Origin of the sequence: Pseudomonas sp. LTJR-52 (genome assembly GCF_003691465.1) — a bacterium.
Classification (GTDB): domain Bacteria; phylum Pseudomonadota; class Gammaproteobacteria; order Pseudomonadales; family Pseudomonadaceae; genus Chryseomonas; species Chryseomonas luteola.
Map to the genome: position 1 here is coordinate 4027065 of NZ_CP033105.1, position 19160 is coordinate 4046224.

Annotated in this window: 15 protein-coding genes and 1 tRNA gene; 1 reads left to right on the forward strand and 15 read right to left on the reverse strand. The window is 56.0% G+C overall.

The genetic code is table 11. The features are described from left to right. Nucleotides 1-10: 10 nt before the first annotated feature. From EAW52_RS18750 to rnr, 6 genes are all read right to left on the reverse strand, one after another. Entirely contained in the window at nt 11-901 is an 891-nt protein-coding gene (locus tag EAW52_RS18750) for a hypothetical protein (protein ID WP_122043559.1), read from the reverse strand. A gap of 35 nt (nt 902-936) precedes the next feature. Beyond that, nucleotides 937-1167 carry a 30S ribosomal protein S18 gene (rpsR, locus tag EAW52_RS18755; RefSeq protein ID WP_007161145.1) on the reverse strand — a complete coding sequence of 77 codons (231 nt, stop codon included), beginning with the start codon at nt 1165-1167 and terminating at the stop codon, nt 937-939. 26 nt (nt 1168-1193) lie between these two features. Continuing rightward, nucleotides 1194-1616, reverse strand: a complete 423-nt coding sequence (rpsF, locus tag EAW52_RS18760) for a 30S ribosomal protein S6 (protein WP_010796930.1) — start codon at nt 1614-1616, stop codon at nt 1194-1196. A gap of 171 nt (nt 1617-1787) precedes the next feature. After that, nucleotides 1788-4304 (reverse strand): response regulator, encoded by a 2517-nt coding sequence (locus EAW52_RS18765; RefSeq protein ID WP_122043560.1) that lies wholly within the window; start codon nt 4302-4304, stop codon nt 1788-1790. A gap of 36 nt (nt 4305-4340) precedes the next feature. Further along, a complete protein-coding gene (rlmB, locus tag EAW52_RS18770; RefSeq protein WP_122043562.1) occupies nt 4341-5084 on the reverse strand; it encodes a 23S rRNA (guanosine(2251)-2'-O)-methyltransferase RlmB in 744 nt (247 codons plus the stop codon). Continuing rightward, complete coding sequence (gene rnr, locus EAW52_RS18775; protein ID WP_122043563.1) at nt 5081-7747, reverse strand: ribonuclease R; 2667 nt, start codon at nt 7745-7747, stop codon at nt 5081-5083. Before rnr ends, rlmB begins: the two co-directional genes overlap by 4 nt. 205 nt (nt 7748-7952) lie before the next feature. On the opposite strand from rnr, the gene EAW52_RS18780 reads away from it, so the two are divergent. Next, a tRNA-Leu gene (locus EAW52_RS18780) sits at nt 7953-8039 on the forward strand. Between the two features lie 144 nt (nt 8040-8183). On the opposite strand, the gene EAW52_RS18785 is transcribed toward EAW52_RS18780, so the two are convergent. From EAW52_RS18785 to EAW52_RS18825, 9 genes are all read right to left on the reverse strand, one after another. Next, on the reverse strand, nt 8184-9476 hold the full coding sequence (locus EAW52_RS18785; RefSeq protein WP_122043564.1) for an adenylosuccinate synthase: 1293 nt from the start codon (nt 9474-9476) through the stop codon (nt 8184-8186). Nucleotides 9477-9524: 48 nt separating this feature from the next. Continuing rightward, nucleotides 9525-10712 (reverse strand): ATP phosphoribosyltransferase regulatory subunit, encoded by a 1188-nt coding sequence (locus EAW52_RS18790; RefSeq protein WP_122043566.1) that lies wholly within the window; start codon nt 10710-10712, stop codon nt 9525-9527. 261 nt (nt 10713-10973) lie between these two features. After that, nucleotides 10974-11843 (reverse strand): protease modulator HflC, encoded by an 870-nt coding sequence (gene hflC / locus EAW52_RS18795; RefSeq protein WP_122043567.1) that lies wholly within the window; start codon nt 11841-11843, stop codon nt 10974-10976. Beyond that, complete coding sequence (gene hflK / locus EAW52_RS18800) at nt 11843-13033, reverse strand: FtsH protease activity modulator HflK (protein ID WP_122043568.1); 1191 nt, start codon at nt 13031-13033, stop codon at nt 11843-11845. Before hflK ends, hflC begins: the two co-directional genes overlap by 1 nt. 99 nt (nt 13034-13132) lie before the next feature. Further along, complete coding sequence (hflX, locus tag EAW52_RS18805) at nt 13133-14437, reverse strand: ribosome rescue GTPase HflX (protein ID WP_122043569.1); 1305 nt, start codon at nt 14435-14437, stop codon at nt 13133-13135. A 13-nt stretch (nt 14438-14450) separates the two neighbouring features. Further along, complete coding sequence (gene hfq / locus EAW52_RS18810; RefSeq protein WP_026003896.1) at nt 14451-14699, reverse strand: RNA chaperone Hfq; 249 nt, start codon at nt 14697-14699, stop codon at nt 14451-14453. A gap of 83 nt (nt 14700-14782) precedes the next feature. Beyond that, the gene (gene miaA / locus EAW52_RS18815) at nt 14783-15751 is read right to left on the reverse strand and encodes a tRNA (adenosine(37)-N6)-dimethylallyltransferase MiaA (protein ID WP_122043570.1); all 969 of its coding nucleotides are present in this window, start codon (nt 15749-15751) and stop codon (nt 14783-14785) included. A gap of 42 nt (nt 15752-15793) precedes the next feature. Then, a complete protein-coding gene (gene mutL / locus EAW52_RS18820) occupies nt 15794-17758 on the reverse strand; it encodes a DNA mismatch repair endonuclease MutL (protein WP_122043572.1) in 1965 nt (654 codons plus the stop codon). 122 nt (nt 17759-17880) lie between these two features. After that, nucleotides 17881-19158 (reverse strand): N-acetylmuramoyl-L-alanine amidase, encoded by a 1278-nt coding sequence (locus EAW52_RS18825; protein ID WP_010796918.1) that lies wholly within the window; start codon nt 19156-19158, stop codon nt 17881-17883. Between the last annotated feature and the right edge of the window lie 2 nt (nt 19159-19160).

Genomic DNA, 19160 nt, shown 5'->3' on the forward strand with positions numbered 1-19160 from the left:
CTCTTAACTTTTAACCTTCACCGTTCGTGGAGTCCTTGGGCGTATTGCCCAGGCGCCCACGAAAATCAAACAGACTGTCGACCACGGCTACGATCACCAACAACGGATAGATCAACTGCCCAAAGATCAGCAGTGTCACGTACAACCCCACCAGCCAGAACGTGGCCATATGCTTCTGTCTTACCAGTCCGTGAATCAGGGCAACGCCAGCTATCGCCAGGGGTACACTGCACAGCGGTGTCAACATCCCAAGTCCCAGGTTGATGTTGGGTGCCAGTAGCATGACCAACAGCATTCCCAGTGCCAGGGCGGGCGACAATCTCAGCGCATGAAACTCACGCGCGAAACCGCCTGGGTTATACAGCGCAGCTTGCCAATAACGTCCCAACATCAGGCACAGCAGACAGACAATCTGGAAAAGACTCGCCATCAGACCGGTCAATACAGGTACCAGCATCTCATGCAGCTGGGCCTGCTTGGCTTCCGGCAAAGCATCCGGTGACTGACCCGCCATCTGAGGCAGAAGCTTTTGAATTTCCTCTGCCAAGAGGTTAATGGGCTCTGCGTAGACATGACCAATGGTCACAGCAAACGCCAGACCGACCAGGATGCTGGCGAGCAGGACACGCGGCCAGGAAACACTGCTGCGTAAAACCAGCGCCAACGCTAGGGTACCGATGAATACGAGCGCAATGCTCGGATCTCCCAGATACCACCAGAACGCAGCCGGCAGCAATGCCCAGACCACTACACCTGCAGCGTCACGTGCGCCACGGCGCAGGACGACCAGACTCCCTGCTGCAGCGCTGAGCCAGTACAGAAATGGCACAACCGCTGCAATCGCCACCGTAAGGGTGGCTTGCATGCGACCGCGCATGATGAAATCAGCAAGGGCTCGCATGCGAATTATCCGTTAGTTCGTGTCGATGCCCGGTCTCAACGGCCGTGGCTGTCGGTGTAAGGCAACAGGGCCAGATAACGAGCACGCTTGATGGCAGTACCCAGCTGACGCTGGTACTTGGCCTTGGTGCCAGTGATACGGCTCGGAACGATCTTGCCGGTTTCGGAGACGTAGGCTTTCAGGGTGTTCAGATCTTTGTAATCGATCTCTTTCACGCCTTCAGCGGTGAAGCGGCAGAATTTACGACGACGGAAGAAACGTGCCATAACAATGATTCCTCAATAATCCAGGCTTACTCGGCGCTATCGTCGCCATCGACGTCAGCATTGTCGCTGCCATCGGCGGACTCGGACTCGGCAGGACGCTCGCGACGCTCACGGCGCTCGCTACGGTTCTCTTCGGCCTTGAGCATTTCAGACTGGCCGGTAACGGCTTCATCGCGACGGAGGATCATGTTACGGATCACGGCGTCGTTGTAACGGAAGTTGTCTTCCAGTTCAGCCAGTGCTTTGGCGCTGCACTCAATGTTCATCAGAACATAGTGAGCCTTGTGCACGTTGTCGATAGCGTAAGCCAGCTGACGACGGCCCCAGTCTTCCAGACGATGAACCTTGCCACCGTCTTCTTCAATCGCTTTGGTGTAGCGCTCAACCATGCCGCCCACCTGTTCGCTCTGGTCAGGATGAACCAGAAACACAACTTCGTAATGACGCATAAATGCTCCTTACGGGTTATAGCCTGCCACATGATGCGGTCAGACAAGGAGTGAATGTTTCGTTTTGACTTGCCTGCAAGCGGAGGCCCGATACAGGCAAGGGGCGGTATTCTAGAGAAGGGCACCGGGTGGCGCAAGGAAGATCACGAGCCAACCGGCTCGCCGGTACAACTATCTGACGGACAGGTCATCGAGCAGCTGCCGGATCTTGAAAAGATCGTATGGCTTGAGCAGCGCCTTTACGTGTTTGAGTTCGTCGTCCTTGTCAAAGGCATAACCGGAAGCCACTACGACATGCAATCCAGGATAACGCTTGAGCGCCTGACGGCTCAGGTCCAGCCCTGACATGCCTCCAAGCCCGATATCTGTGAAAAGGACATCAAAGGTACTGCTCTGCAGCGCGTCCAGTGCCTCTTCGGCAGAAGCCACGGCCGTAACCTGATAGCCCAGCTCTTCCATCACCTCGCCAGTCAGGCTACGTAGCGTCAGGTCATCCTCGACCAGCAGAATATTCAATACCTTGTTACTTGCGGTTTCCTCCAACGCCATGTCCTCTTCTGTTACAGCTGTAGTAGGGGTGTGCTGTCTGTGCATACCGAGCATCATACGCACCTTTTGGGCTAACTCATCCCGACGATAGGGTTTACTGAGCAGGTTGCCTCCTGCCTCGAGCCGTCCGCCCTGTATTACAGCGTCCTGTGTATAGCCCGAGGTAAACAGTACCTTCAAGGAAGGCCTGAGCGCCCCTGCTCTGCGTGCCAGCTCGGTGCTGCGTACCGGGCCCGGCATCACAATGTCTGTAAACAATAAATCTACAGGCGCCCCCTGCTCAAGCATTGTCAGGGCAGCCTGCCCATCACCGGCTTCCAGCACGTCATAGCCTAGCTCACTCAGCATATCCACCACGATGTGACGAACATCGGGGTCGTCTTCCACTACAAGGATACATTCGCTTCCACCTTCCTCAACCGACGGCAAGGCCATGGAGCTATCGGCTGTATCGGTATTCGGTAGCGAGCGTGGCAGATAAAGGATGATCGATGTTCCCTTGCCCAAGGTACTGTTGATCAAGATATGTCCGCCACTCTGCTTCACGAAACCATAGACCATGGACAGGCCAAGCCCGGTGCCATGCTCTTCACGCTTGGTTGAGAAAAAGGGCTCGAAGGCTTGCGCCTTGACCTCTTCGGACATTCCGCGCCCGGTATCCGTGATGATCAGCTGCACGTACTCGCCTGGAATCAACTCGTCAGCGGCCTGCCACTGCTCCTGGGAAAGCAACACGTTATGTAGCTCAACAGTGACATGCCCCTCATTAGCCATTGCTTCGCGGGCATTGAGTAACAGACTGACCAGCACGTTTTCCAGCTGACCTGCATCGACAAATATCGACCAGACATCAGGGTCAGCAAGCACAGTCAGCGTGATGGACTCGCCCAACGCCTGATGCAGCAAATCACTCATGCCATCCAGGAGACTCTTCGTATCGACTGACATTGGCTGCAGGGGCTGCCGCCGCGCAAAGGACAAGAGCTGAGAAGCGAGGCTTGCACCCCGCTCTACGGCTGTATTGGCCGCCTGCAGCCGACGCTGGCCAACCTCATCGCCTGCCAGTCGGGTTTTCAGCAACTGCAGGTTGCCTCCGATGATCTGCAGGACGTTATTGAAATCATGGGCAACGCCCCCCGTCAGCTTGGCAACGGCTTCCAGCTTTTGCGCCTGAACCATAGCGGCTTGCCGCTCATCTTCACTGCGTTTGAGCTCGCGCGTCCGCTCCTGTACCAGATCTTCAAGGTGCAGCCGGTAATTGGCCAGCTCGGTTTCTGCCCGCTTCTGCTGGGTGACATCATTACCCTGGATAAAAAGCCCTACCACCTGCCCGTTATCAATAATCGGCTGCAGGATGAAATCTACATAGATTTCGTTGGAAGGCCCCAAGGCGGTACGTTGAATATCCAGGCGAACGCCGCGTCCGGAAAACGTTTTGAGAGAGACCAGAGCCTCATCAAATAACCTGAGAGCACCTTGCTCCACCAATTCGGGAAAGACAGTACGAATAGGATGACCGACAACGTCTCCTCGCGCTACAAGGTGCAGAAACGCATCGTTAGCCAGCTCAAATACATGGTCAGGCCCGCTCAAGACACAGATGAAACCCGGCGCCTGCTGAAACAGCCGTCTCAGCTGGGCCCCTTCATCCTGCAAGGCTTTCGCTCGATTGATCAGGCGCTGCCCCAGTTGAATGTTCGTCGATGTCAGGCTGGGAGAACGAACTACATCGGCACGCATGGCCTGGAGTTCACTAATATCCGTAGCGTGCTGGAGGATATGCTGCAATCGACCTTCAGCATCGAAGAGTGGCGTATGCGTAACACTCCAGACATGGTCTTCAAACACTACCCCCCTGGCACTGCTACGCGGTATCGCGTAGCGAATGACAGGGAGGGCATCTTCCTGCCTGAGCGTAACAGCTCGCTCGATGGAAGCTTTCAGGGCCTGCTGCGATGGCACGTTGCCCTGCAACGGATCGACAGGAAAAGCCTCGAACAAATGGACCCCAAGCAACTCCTGACGCTGCCGCCCCACAGCCCTCAGGTACGCCTCGTTGGCGTCCACGACGGTCAAGACGCTGTTCAGCAGAACATACGAATTCGGCGAAGCCCTGAAAATGCTTTCAAAATCGAGCATGTAACCTAACTACTTTCAGCGGGCGAGCCGATCCCTCTAGCGAGAACGACGTTGACGAACGGCTTCGAACAGGCAAACCCCTGTTGCTACGGAGACGTTCAAACTGCTAACACTGCCGGACATAGGCAAACGCACCAGAAAATCGCATAGCTCACGTGTCAATCGGCGCATTCCCTTGCCCTCTGCACCCATGACGAGAACGGTTGGCCCGGTCATGTCTACATCATAGACATCCTGCTCTGCTTCTCCTGCTGTGCCCACAACCCACAGCCCTCGCTTCTTGAGCTTTTCCAGCGTACGCGCCAGATTGGTAACCGCTACCAATGGAATAACCTCAGCGGCACCACACGCTACCTTACGAACCGTAGCATTCAGACTGGCTGACTTGTCCTTGGGTATGATGACCGCCTGAACACCTGCCGCGTCGGCTGTACGCAGGCAGGCCCCCAGGTTATGCGGATCCGTCACCCCATCCAGCATCAGAAGCAGTGGCGGGCCTTCGGCTCTATCCAAAAGTTCTTCAAGCATCGCCTCGCCCCAGATCTGGCTCGGACTTACATGCGCCACGATCCCCTGATGCACACCGTCCACCTGCTCGTCGAGCGATTGACGGCTATGGGTCTGCACCGGCACACGTGCAGCATCGGCCAATGTGACCACTGCCTGTACGCGCGGTTCCTGACGACCTTCGGCTATCCATAGTTGCTTCACCCGCTTTGGATGATGACGCAACAACGCTTCTACGGCATGGATGCCATAGACCATTTCCCACTGACTCATGACTTGACCTTACGTTTACGGACTTCACCAGAAGCCGCCTGTGCCTTGGCCTTGGAAGGCCCCTTGCGATGTTTGCTCGGCTTCGTTGCCTTGGCCGATTTAGCTGGCTTGCCGGGTTTAGCGCTGTCTGCCTTTTTACCTTTCTTTGCTGACGTGCGCGCCGGGGCAGCCTCCTGTCTGGCAGGTTGCGCCCTTGCGGGCTTTTCTCCACCGGTCTTGGCCTCATCCAACAGGGCGCGCTTGACTGCACGACTGCGCTTGACGTCCGTATTGCCCAGCAACACTTCTGCCTGCTTGAGCAATTCAGGCGAGACCTCGATCCCTACTGCTGAATTCTGGGCAGGTACCTGGGTTTTCTCGCGCTTTCGAGACTTATCTCTTGAGGACTTCGCATCGCCTCGCTGACGACGACCTGCCGGAGCCGATTGTGCCGTCTCGGACAGCTCGAAGTCGATCTTGCGCTCATCCAGATCCACACGCGCCACCACGATTTCGACCAAGTCACCCAGCCGATAACTGCGCCCGCTACGCTCACCTGAAAGCCGATGGTGTACGGCATCGAAATGATAATAGTCGCTTGGCAGCGCCGTGACGTGAACAAGCCCCTCGACGTAGATATCGCTCAGCTCGACAAACAGGCCAAATCCCGTCACAGCGGTGATGACACCCGGGTACGTCTCGCCGACCCGATCACGCATGTACTCGCACTTGAGCCAGTTCGCAACGTCTCGCGTAGCTTCGTCGGCACGGCGTTCGGTCATGGAGCACTGCTCACCCAGCTGATCCAGCTGCGCTTCATCATACGGATAGATACGCGACTTGGGCATGGCAGCGGCGCCGGCACGCTTCACATGCCGTGTTTCAAGCTTGGAACGAATGACGCTGCGAATCGCACGGTGAACCAATAGGTCCGGATAACGCCGAATGGGCGATGTGAAGTGTGTATAGGCTTCGTAATTGAGACCAAAATGGCCCTCATTGTCCGGGCTGTAAACCGCCTGACTCAGTGAGCGCAGCATTACTGTCTGGATCAGACGGTAATCGGGACGGTCATGAACGGCTTTGAGTAGCGCCTGGTAGTCTTTGGGCGTCGGTGTAGCCTTGCCCTTCGTCAAAGTCAGGCCGATCTCACCCAGGAACTGCCGCAACTTGGTCTGTTTCTCAAGCGGCGGCGCATCGTGAACCCGGTACAGGGCTGGAATGCTGTGCTTCTCGAGAAACTTGGCTGTCGCTACGTTCGCGCACAGCATGCATTCTTCGATCAGCTTGTGGGCGTCGTTACGCTGAGTAGGCCGGATCTCCGAAATCTTCTTGTCGGCACCAAAGACGATTCGCGTCTCCTGTGTCTCGAAATCGATAGCCCCCCGCTCCTGCCGGGTAATCACGAGCACCTTATATAAGGCATACAGTTCCTGGATATGCGGCACCAGCTGCGGCAGTTGCTCACGGAACTGCTGCGCCTCAGTGCTTTCCGGCGTTTCCAGTAACTGACTGACCCGGGTATAGGTCAGGCGCGCATGGGAGTGGATCACCGCCTCGTAGAACTGATAGCCCGTAAGCTTGCCCGTCGCCGAGATGGTCATCTCGCATACCATGGCCAGGCGATCTACCAAGGGGTTCAGGGAACACAGCCCATTGGACAATATCTCAGGCAGCATGGGTACTACGCGCCCCGGAAAATATACCGAGTTGCCCCGGCGTGCGGCCTCGGTGTCTAGCGCAGAGCCGACCTTCACATAATGAGACACGTCTGCAATCGCGACGAAGAGCCGCCAGCCTCCGGACTTCTTCTTCTCGGCATAGACCGCGTCATCAAAGTCACGCGCATCTTCACCGTCAATTGTCACGAACGGTACGTTGCGCAGATCGACCCGCTTTTCCTTATCTTTCTCAGAGACTTCAGGCTTGAGCTTGGCCGCCTCTTTCTCTACATCGACTGGCCACTCATGGGGAATATCGTAGCTGCGCAATGCCACTTCGATTTCCATCCCCGGCGCGAGGTAATCACCCAGCACCTCAACTACCTCGCCCTGGGCCTGGCGATGAACAGTAGGCCAGTCGGTGATATGAACCTGAACAAACTGCCCATGCTGCGCTCCGCCATGCTTGCCGGCGGGGACCAGCACCTGCTGTTGGATCCTGGGGCTGTCCGCCACTACATACGCGATGCCGCTCTCTTCAAAGAACCGGCCGACCACGCTTTCATGGGCACGGTGTACGACTTCGACCAGAGCACCTTCACGGCGGCCTCGACGATCCAGACCGGATACACGTGCCAGCGCCTTGTCACCATCGAACACGAGTCGCATTTGCGCAGGGCTCAGGAAAAGGTCATCACTGCCGTCGTCAGGGATAAGAAAGCCAAAGCCGTCACGGTGACCGCTGATTCGCCCACAGACAAGATCGAGCTTATCAACAGGGGCGTAAGCACCGCGACGCGTATAAAGAAGCTGCCCATCCCGCTCCATGGCACGAAGGCGACGGCGCAATGCTTCAAACTGATCCTCTTCCGTCAAACCGAACTCTTCTATCAGCTGCGTGCGCGAGGCAGGACCGCCCCGCTGCGCCAGATGCGCCAGAATAAGCTCGCGACTTGGAACAGGGTTTTCATATTTTTCCGCTTCTCTAGCGGCCTCGGGATCGAGGGATTGCCAATCGGCCATCAGTTTAGAGTTACCTTTTGTCTGGTTAAGAGCTCTCTATATATTGAAGCTCGAAAATGCCTTAAAGGTTAGTCTTCGAAAAATAATAAAAATTTTCCACTTCAAGGGTTTACAGGTTTAAAAAAGCCTCGTATAGTTCGCGCCACAGCAACGGCAACAACGTTGCTAACGCGAAATACGATGAGATCATCGCATATCGCAGAGTGCCCAGGTGGCGGAATTGGTAGACGCACTAGGTTCAGGTCCTAGCGGTGGCAACACCGTGGAAGTTCGAGTCTTCTCCTGGGCACCACTTTACAGACAACCGAGCTAAATAGCTCGGTTTTGTCGTTTCTGGGGTTATGCTTTTTAATTCCCTCCCCTTCTCAGTTGCTTTTACTGGCGCCTATAAAAAAGGGCCGCCTAAGCGACCCTCCCTTCTATCTACCCGATCAGATCAGGCAAACGGATGACGAAGCGTAATCGTTTCGTTGCGGTCAGGGCCTGTCGAGATAATATCGATAGGCGCACCAACCAGCTCTTGAATACGCGCAATATAAGCACGCGCATTTGCAGGCAGCTCATCCATGCTGCGAGCACCTACGGTAGACTCGGACCAGCCCGGCATTTCCTCATAGATAGGCTCCAAGCCGATATAGCTGTCAGCATCGGTCGGCGCTTCGGTCAGCTCGCCTTCAGCATTGCGATAACCTACACAGATACGCACGGTTTCCAGACCATCGAGAACGTCCAGCTTGGTCAGGCATAGACCAGAAATGCTGTTTACCTCGATAGAGCGACGCAGGATGACTGCATCGAACCAACCGCAACGACGCGGACGACCTGTTACCGAACCAAACTCATGACCTTTCTTGGCCAGATAAGCGCCAGTCTCGTCAAACAGTTCCGTTGGGAACGGACCGGAACCTACACGCGTGGTATAGGCCTTGGTGATTCCAAGGATGTAATCCAGGTACAAAGGCCCTACGCCAGAACCCGTCGCTACACCGCCTGCCGTGGTGTTAGAACTGGTAACAAATGGATAAGTACCGTGATCGATATCCAGCAGCGTACCCTGAGCCCCTTCGAACATGATGTTCTCGCCGGCTCTACGCAGCTCGTGCAAACGCGACACTACATCCAACATCAGCGGCTTGAGCACCTTGGCGTGCTCCATCGCATCATCATAGGTCTTCTGGAAATCAACAGGCTGCTCGTTGAAGAAGTTCTGCAGCACAAAGTTATGATACTCCAGCACCTCACTCAGCTTTTGAGCGAAGCGCTCAGGATGGAACAGATCACCTACGCGTAAGCCGCGACGGGCAATCTTGTCTTCATAAGCCGGGCCGATTCCGCGACCGGTTGTTCCGATCTTGGCATCACCTCGGGCCTTTTCGCGCGCCTGATCAAGCGCCACGTGATAAGGCAGAATCAATTGGCAGGCCGAACTGATACGCAGTCGCTCACGAACCGGAACGCCTCTCGCCTCAAGCTCGGCAACTTCCTTGAACAGTGCATCCGGCGCCAGCACCACGCCGTTACCGATCAGGCACTGTGTGTCGGCACGCAAAATACCGGACGGAATCAATCGCAGAATAGTTTTTTCACCATCGATAACCAATGTATGCCCAGCATTATGGCCACCTTGGTAACGAACAACCGCTGCCGCCTGATCAGTCAACAGATCGACAATTTTGCCTTTGCCCTCATCACCCCATTGGGTGCCCAGGACGACGACATTCTTACCCATAACCTTTCCCCTATAGGAATCTCTGGAGCCGGCTAACCCGGCGAACTCTCACGACGCCAGGGGCGCCACCTGCCAACTTCCATCCTGCCACGTCAGCTGTCGGTCACAGCCCGACTCGCGCGCATCCGAATCCGCCTGGCCAGGCAACGCCTGCACCACGCGCTCACCGCCTGAACGTAACTGGCGAATCGCATTCCATAGCTGAGCATCCTCGCCATGAGGTGCCCAGATACCTGTTAGCGGCTCGGTCATTTCCGCCTGACCCAGCATAACCAATGTTTTCAGATCGGTAGAAAAGCCTGTTGCCGGGCGTGCCCGGCCAAAATTCGCGCCGATATTGTCGTAGCGCCCCCCTTGAGCAATAGCCTGACCGCTACCTGGGACAAACGCCGCGAAAACAACGCCGGTGTGATAGTGATACCCACGCAGCTCGCCCAGATCAAAATACAGCGGAACATCTGGAAACCGTTGAGCTAACGTATCAGCAAGAGAGCACAGCGCCTCCAGGGCAGAGACAACGGCAGGCGGCGCTTCCGCCAGGCGCTGACGCGCAGCCTCCAGGGCCTGACGCCCACCGCACAGCTCAACCAGGCTACGCAACATGTCGCCATAAGGCGCAGGAAGCTCTTGAGTCAGGGTAATAACTTCATCTACCGCCTTGCGCTGCAGCGCATCGAAAAGCGCCTCTTCTGCTGCGCCGGATAGGCCCGCCGCTTCGCACAAACCACGATAGATTCCGACATGTCCAAGGTCCATGTGCACATCTGGGATTTGAGCCAGTTCAAGCACACCCAGCATCAGGCTGATGATTTCAAGATCACCGGCTGTGTCCTTGGCACCATATAACTCAGCCCCGATCTGAATCGGACTGCGCGACGTAGACAGCGCGCGCGGACGGGAATGCAGGACACTGCCGGCATAGCACAGGCGACTCGGGCCTTCCCTATGCAACGCATGGGCATCCATTCGAGCGACCTGGGGTGTGATATCAGCGCGGAATCCCATCAGGCGCCCCGACAGCGGATCGGTTACCTTGAAGGTGCGCAGCTCCAGATCCTGGCCCGCCGCCGTCAGCAACGACTCCAGAAACTCGACATGGGGCGTTACGACAAATTCGTATCCCCACTGTTGAAACAACTCCAACACCCGTCGACGCGCGATCTCGATGCTGGCAGCCTCGGGAGGCAGGATTTCTTCAATTCCGTCAGGCAGCAGCCAGCGGTCTACCGTTGCCATTTAGCCTTTCTCCATCATGCGAGCGGCAGCCTGTCATGAAGACCTTATGCACGCGCAGGCAAAACCTGCCGCACAGAGCACGGTACAGTAGCGAGCAAAGCGCGCAGCGACGGTAGATCGCCTAAGCTATCCCCGTGATACAACCTCGCCGCCATGCAATGGTTCATGCAGACGCAAAAAAGCCGGGATGTTCCCGGCTGACTCATGATACCACGAAATACAAAAAGGTCAGCGGCGGGCGACGAGCGCCCGCCAACCTTTTTACGGGGTTGGATCGCCCAAGTATTTGAAGAACTCGTTCTTCGGATCCATCACTAAGATATCGCTCTTATTAGAGAAACTGTTGCGATAAGCCTGCAAGCTACGTGTAAAAGAGTAGAACTCAGGGTTTTTTGTATAAGCCTGGGCATAGATCGCAGCAGCACGAGCATCACCATCGCCTCGTGTTTCTTCTGCCTCGCGATAGGCTTCCGCCAGAATGACGCGACGCTGACGATCTGCATCTGCACGAATACCTTCAGCCAGCTCACGTCCCTTGGCACGGTGCTCACGCGCTTCACGCTCACGCTCAGTACCCATACGCTCATAGACGCTACGGCTCACCTCTTTCGGCAGATCAATAGCCTTGACTCGAACATCTAACACTTCGATGCCTAGCTCTGCATTAGCCATTTTGTTAAGTGAACCTGTTAACTCGGCCACCATGGCATCACGCTCGCCAGAAACCACTTCATGCAAAGTGCGCTTACCAAACTGATCACGCAGTCCGGCTTCTAAACGACGCATCAGACGCTCATCGGCAATCTGCTTCATACCTGAGGTTGCCGTATAGAAACGTTCAGCATTAAAGACACGCCATTTGGCATAGGCATCAACCATCACAGCTTTCTTTTCCAAGGTCAAAAACCGCTGTGTTGGAGAGTCTAGCGTCATAAGACGGGCATCGAACTTACGCACCTTGTTTACAAAGGGCAGCTTGAAATGCAAACCAGGCTTAAGGTCAGCATCTACTACACGACCAAACTGCAACATAACTGCACGTTCGGTCTGCTGAACGATAAACAGGCTGCTCCAGGCAAATATTCCTAGAATGACCACTACAACCAGAGCGGCGATAGACTTGTTACTCATCAGCGGCTCTCCCTTGTCCGTACTTCAGGCAGCTGCGGCAAAGCCCTTACCGATGGCGAAGGATTATTCGAGCTGTTATTGCCTGAAGAAGGCGAGGTCGATGAATCACTCGATTCGGCAGGACGGTTTTGCACCATCTTATCTAGCGGCAGATAGAGCATATTATTCTGACCGCCCTGTGCTGTGATCAGAACCTTGCTCGATTGGCTCAGCATATCTTGCATAGCCTCAAGATACAGACGCTCGCGCGTTACCTGAGGTGCCTTCTCATACTCAGCTACCAAGTTATTAAAGCGATCTGCTTCACCCTGAGCGCGTGCAATGACCTCCTCACGGTAACCATTGGCATCTTCAATCAAACGCTGAGCCTGACCACGCGCCTCGGGAATCACGCCGTTAGCATAAGTTTCGGCTTGGTTACGCTCACGCTGCTCGTCTTCACGTGCACGAATAACATCATCAAATGCTTCCTGAACCTCGCGAGGTGCAGCAGCACTTTGGATGTTTACCTGAGTTACCGTAATACCTGTTTTGTAGGTATCCAGGAAACGCTGTAAGCGCTCACGCACCTCACCTGCGACCTGCTCACGGCCAGATGTCAGCAGCTGATCCATGGTCGAAGAGCCAGCCACATGACGCAGAGCACTATCAGTAGCATGCTGAAGACTGAGCTCCGGCTGATCCACGTTTAATACAAAGGACTCCAAATCGGTAATCTTGTACTGAACGGTCAGCGGTACCTCGACGATATTCTCGTCCTGAGTCAGCATTTGCCCCTGCTTGCTATACGCACGCTCACGCGTAACGTTTTCCTGGAACTTGCGATCCATTGGAGGGAAATAAATATTCAGGCCAGGACCTACCGTTTCGTAATACTTGCCGAAGCGCAGCACAACTGCTTGCTCCTGCTCGTCAACGACATAAATAGCGTTGTATAGCCACAAGCCAAACAGCAAGGCCAAGCCGATTAAAATCAGACCCGCACTGCTGCCCGCCTGGCGGTTACCCCCGCTGGAGTCCGGGCGCTTTTTACCGCCAAACAAGCGATTCAGCTTGTTCTGCAGCTTACGAAGCGCTTCATCCAAGTCCGGTGGACCTTGACGGCCGCCACCATTACCATTACCACCGCCACGGCGATCGCCCCAGGGGTCTTGATTATTTGAGTTGCCACCCGGCTCGTTCCAAGCCATAGCGCTCTCCCTACTGACTAAAGCGAAAACGCGCCGGTTGGCGCGCCGACCAATGCTACCGGATGCCGGGCACCCGGACCAAAAACGTCGATAAAGGCTTTATTGCAAAGTATGTTGCGCCACGAAGTCATCCGGCTTGAAACCTTCACGACTGACGAGACGATTAAGTTCTGCACGAGGCAAACGTACTGACAACACCGTATACCCTTCTTCGTCATGCGATTCTTCCTGTACAGCACCTTGACTGAACAATAGCGCACGCAGACGTCCCATAGCCTGAGGCAGCCGCAATTTACCTACGAACAGGTCGTCGCCCAACAATTCGGCCACAGCTTGACGAATCAGTTCCAAGCCCCGGTTTTCCCGAGCAGAAGCCCAAACTCTGATCGGACGACCAGTTTCCTCGTCGCGCTGGATGTGCGGCTCGACATTCTCAAGCAGGTCGATCTTGTTATAGACCTCCAGCATGGGAATCTCGTTAGCACCGATCTCTTCCAGCACGACGTTCACCTGCTCGATTTGCAGCATGCGATCCTCTTCGTGAGAATCGATCACATGCAGTAGCAGATCCGCGTTGCTTGATTCTTCCAGCGTGGCGCGAAACGCCTCAACCAGCTTGTGTGGCAGATGTCGGATGAAACCCACAGTATCAGCCAGTACCACCGGTCCCAGGTCAGCCAGTTCCAGACGACGCAATGTAGGATCCAGCGTCGCGAACAACTGATTCGCTGCATAGACCTCGGAAGAGGTCAGGGTGTTGAATAGCGTAGACTTGCCAGCGTTGGTATAGCCAACAAGCGATACCGCTGGAACTTCGGCACGTCGCCGCCCTCTTCGGGCCTGCTCACGTTGACTGCGTACCTTTTCAAGGCGCTGTTTGATCTGACGGATACGAACACGCAAAAGGCGACGGTCCGTCTCGAGCTGTGTTTCGCCCGGCCCTCGAAGACCGATACCACCTTTTTGTCGCTCAAGGTGGGTCCAGCCACGCACCAGACGAGTACTCATGTGCTCAAGCTGTGCCAGCTCAACCTGAAGCTTACCTTCATGGGTTCGAGCACGCTGGGCAAAGATATCGAGAATCAACCCAGTACGATCAAGCACCCGGCACTCCAGGGCGCGCTCGAGGTTGCGCTCCTGACTGGGCGTAAGGGTATGGTTGAAAATGACCAGTTCGGCTTCATCGGCCTTCACCAAGTCATGGAGTTCATCGACCTTGCCGGTACCGATGAGAAAACGTGCAGAAGGCTGATGTCGCGACACGGTAACCATCGCCACCGTGTCAGCGCCAGCAGAGCGCGCAAGTTCTTGGAACTCCTGAGGATCCTCGCGGGATTCAGGATCTTGGCCTTCGAGATGGACCAGAATGGCCCGTTCACCACCACCCGGGCGTTCAAAGAACAAAGGCGACTCCTATTTACATGTTACCGGGTTCAGCCGGCTGATCACTGCTAGGCAGACGAACAGGACGACTAGGAACTACCGTTGAGATTGCGTGCTTGTAAACCATCTGGCTGACAGTGTTTTTCAGCAGGATGACGAACTGATCAAAGGACTCGATCTGACCTTGCAACTTGATGCCATTGACCAAGTAAATGGAAACTGGAACGCGTTCCTTACGCAAAGTATTCAGGTAAGGGTCTTGTAGCGAATGCCCTTTTGACATTGTGCCGCTCTCCTCAAAGGTAAAAGATTCGTTTGTTGCAAGGTCAGAAGGTTCGCCATCACCGGCGTGGTTCTTCTTGAGACTCAACTGCATATGGAGACCGCCTTAAGGCTTTTCAAGACACGCGACACATTGTCACGGGCCATACTGTCTAACCACTGTAGCTGGCCCCAGCTGCGTAGCCAGGTAAGCTGCCGTTTAGCCAGCTGACGCGTAGCGATAATGCCGCGCTCTGTCATTTCGTCGTAACTCATTCCGCCGTCCAGATACTCCCATACTTGACGGTAGCCTACGGCACGCATGGAGGGTAGTTCAGGCTGCAAATCACCTCTCGCCCGTAGACGTGAGACCTCATCGACAAAGCCCTGTTCCAGCATGTGGCGGAAACGCTGGGCTATTCGCGCATGCAACAGCGCACGCTCTTGAGGAGCAATAGCCAGATGAACGGCAGTATACGGGAAATGTGCGACAAACGGCGCGTCGGAATCTGCATTTCCTTGTCTTTGACGCTCCCGATGCTCGGTCATCGTCATTCCGCTGACGCGATGCACTTCCAGTGCACGGGTCAGGCGCTGGGGGTCATTGGGATGGATGCGCGCCGCTGACTCAGGATCAACCTCTGCCAGTTGCCGATGAACCTCACCCCACCCCTGCTCTGCCGCAACGGCTTCGATTTCGGCACGAATGGTTGGATCGGCGCTGGGCATGTCCGCTAACCCCTCAAGAAGTGCCTTGAAATACAGCATGGTGCCGCCTACCAGCAGAGGAATACGCCCTACCGCCGTGATGTCTGCCATTGCCTGACGGGCATCAGCACAGAAATCAGCCGCCGAATAGGTCTCGCTGGGCTCGCGGATGTCGATCAGACGATGGGGAAAAGCCTCCAGAAGTGCTTTCGAGGGCTTAGCCGTACCGATATCCATCTCGCGATACACCAGCGCCGAGTCGACACTGATCAAGTCGCACGGCAGAACCTTGGCAAGCTCAAGGGCTAGATCGGTCTTGCCGGAGGCTGTAGGTCCCATCAGAAAAATGGCAGGTGGAAAAGACATGGAAACTCTCATGAAAGTCGACGCCGCGTCATGCAACGTCGATTACCTGCCACGCAGGAATAATTTATCGAGATCATCAAGGCCCATCTGCGTCCATGTGGGTCGACCATGATTGCATTGGCCGCTTCGCTCGGTGATCTCCATATCCCGTAGCAAAGCGTTCATTTCAGGCACTGTCAAACGCCGGTTGGCTCTGACGGAGCCGTGACAGGCCATGGTGCCCAGCAGTTCGTTGATATGCGCCTGGATACGATCACTCGTGCCGTACTCTAAGAGATCTGTTAGAACATCTCGAACCAGATCACCCGCTTCGGCTTGTTTCAGCAGCGCAGGTATTTGTCGGATAGCCAGGGTTTCCGGCCCTAGCCGCTGCAGCTCAAAACCCAGCTTGGAAAACCATTGGGCATGCTCTTCTGCACAATCGGCCTCCCGCTCGCTGACCGCCAATGACTCAGGCACCAGAAGTGGCTGTCCACGCAGGCCTTCGCTGGCCATGGCAACCTTTAGACGCTCATAGGTAATACGCTCATGGGCGGCGTGCATGTCGACCAGCACCAGACCGTGAGCATTTTCCGCCAGGATATAAATGCCCTTGAGTTGAGCCAGTGCATAGCCCAATGGAGGAATATCACCCTGGCTTTCCGGCAAGGCAGCTGGCGCAGCTCCTGTGCTACTGGCCGCAGAAGGCAACGGAGCAAAAAAGGTCTGGTACGCTCCCTGCAACTCGGCCACACTCTGGGTAGGGTATGCCGGCTTGGGCGAATAGCTGCCGGAGCCTCCGTAGCTCCCGCCAGAACCACCGCCAGCAGCTGGCCGTGGCGATGCTTCCGGCATGGCCGGTTCGATGCGATACGATGCAGGCGCAGGCTGGCTACTTTCCAGTGCATGCGCCGCCAGGCTCATCTCACCTTGAGGACCAAACTCTCCTGCAGCGGAGCCTGTGGCGCGAGGCGGCACGGTAACAGCCGATGCCGGTGCCGTCACCTGATCGTCCGGACGCACATCGGCCAGCGCACGGTGCAAGGTGCCGTAAAGGAAATCATGCACCATCCGCGTATCCCGGAAGCGAACTTCATGCTTGGTGGGATGTACGTTCACATCCACCACACCCGGGTCGAGTTCGAGAAACAACACGAATGCAGGGTGCCGCCCGTTATAGAGGACATCGCGATAGGCCTGACGGATAGCATGCGCAACCAGCTTGTCGCGCACCATGCGACCGTTCACGTAGAAATACTGCAGGTCCGCCTGGCTGCGAGAGAAAGTCGGCATGCCGACCCAGCCCCACAGGCGCAGCTCGCCGCGCTCATTCTGAATAGGCAGGGCCTGCTCCAGAAAATTCGGCCCACAAACCGCCGCGACACGGCGGGCCTGGGTAAGGTCATCCGTAGCCTCACGCAGGGCTAGAATGCTCTTGCCGTTGTGGCGAAGATTGAACCCTACGTCGAAGCGGGCCAGGGCCAGGCGCTTGATAACCTCCTGCAGATGGTCGAATTCAGTTTTTTCCGAACGCAGGAATTTACGGCGCGCCGGTGTATTAAAGAAAAGATCGCGCACCTCAACCGTGGTGCCTTGCGGATGCGCGGCCGGCTTGACCGTCGAGTGCATTTCTCGCCCTTCGGTCTCGACCTGCCACGCTTGGTCGGCATTCTGGTGGCGTGATGTAAGGGTCAGACGCGAGACCGAGCTGATAGAGGCAAGCGCTTCTCCTCGAAATCCCAGGCTTATGACATGCTCAAGTTCATCCAGGTTATAGATCTTGCTGGTCGCATGGCGCTCCAGCGCCAGAGGCAGGTCGTCAGAAGGAATACCGCTACCATCGTCCCTGATTCGCAGCAGCTTGACACCGCCCTGCTCGACATCGATGTCGATACGGCGTGCCCCGGCATCCAGACTGTTTTCCAACAGTTCCTTGGCTACCGAGGCCGGGCGCTCAACCACCTCGCCGGCGGCAATCTGGTTGGCCAGACGTGGGCTGAGCAGTTGAATACGACGAAGTTCAGTCATGGAATTAGCCAGGCTGGTCTGAGAGTCGAATGGAAAGCAGTGCCAAAACGAAACCGGCCGCGCTGCCCGAGGCAGTGGCAGCCGGCCGATTCGAACCGCTATGGCGTAGGCATCTCGCTATTTTAGCGCGAGCCGGTTGCCACTTGCTGTGCTTTTTGGTCACGTAGCCAGGCCAGGTATGTACCTGGCGGCGGACTCTTCTGGAAGTACGTGGAAATACCGCTGCGGATCTGCCGTGCCAGCAATTCCTGATGTGAGGCCGTTGCAAGCTTGACGGACTCGGTCGGGTTCGAGATGAACCCAGTTTCAACCAGGATTGAAGGAATATCCGGCGATTTCAGCACCACGAAGGCAGCCTGCTCCACGCGATTATGCAGGAGCTTGGTCTGTTGCCCGATGTTGGCCAGAACCTTCTGTCCAACATCCAGACTTGCGGACATGGTAGAGGTCATGGACAGATCCAGCAAAACACCGGCAAGCATCTGATCCTTGTTGTCCAGAGCACTGCCCACCCCGCCCACAAGGTCCGAGCTGTTTTCAGTGTCTGCCAGCCAGCGCGCTGTTTCAGACGTGGCGCCCCGCTGAGAAAGCGCAAATACCGATACACCCGAGGCGGTTCGGTTGGGCGCTGCGTCGGCATGAATGGACACAAACAGATCAGCCCCTTTCTTACGCGCTATCTCGGTACGCTTGCGCAAGGGGATGTAATAGTCACCCGTACGGGTCAGCTCGGCCTTGAAGCCCTTCATGCTGTTGATCTGGGCTTGCAGTTTTCGCCCGATGGCCAACGTGATGTTCTTTTCATAAAGGCCGCCACCCTTGGCAATTGCACCAGGGTCTTCACCGCCATGACCAGGGTCGATCACTACAATGATGTCGCGCTTGCCAGAGGGACCAGCCGGCACGGTGACCTTGGGCTGCGCAGGGGTTACCGGCGCAGATGGCTCACCCGGCGTAGGCGTCGCGGGAATATCAGATGACAGGTCCGCGCCCTGATCGAACAGATCGACTACCAGGCGATTCCCGTACTGCTGATTAGGCGCAAGCGTAAAGCTCTTGGGCGTAACCTGCTGGGATACATCGAGCACCATGCGCAGCTCGTCGGCTGAGCGTTGGGCCGAGCGCAGTCCGGTAATCGGTGTACCCTTCAGGCGAGCCTCGTTGAGCTTGGTCGCCAGTTTGGCTCCGCTGACATCAATGACGATCCGGTTGGGCGACGTCAGAGTAAAGACATTGGCTTTGACCGGCCCTGACAGATCGAATACCAGGCGCGTATTGTCCGGCGCACGCCAGACACGCATATCCTTGATATCTGACGCCGCCAACACCTGGCTGGCCAGACAACACAAAATGACTCCCAACGTTGCCCATCCCAGGCGTACACGCTTCCCCCACCCCATTT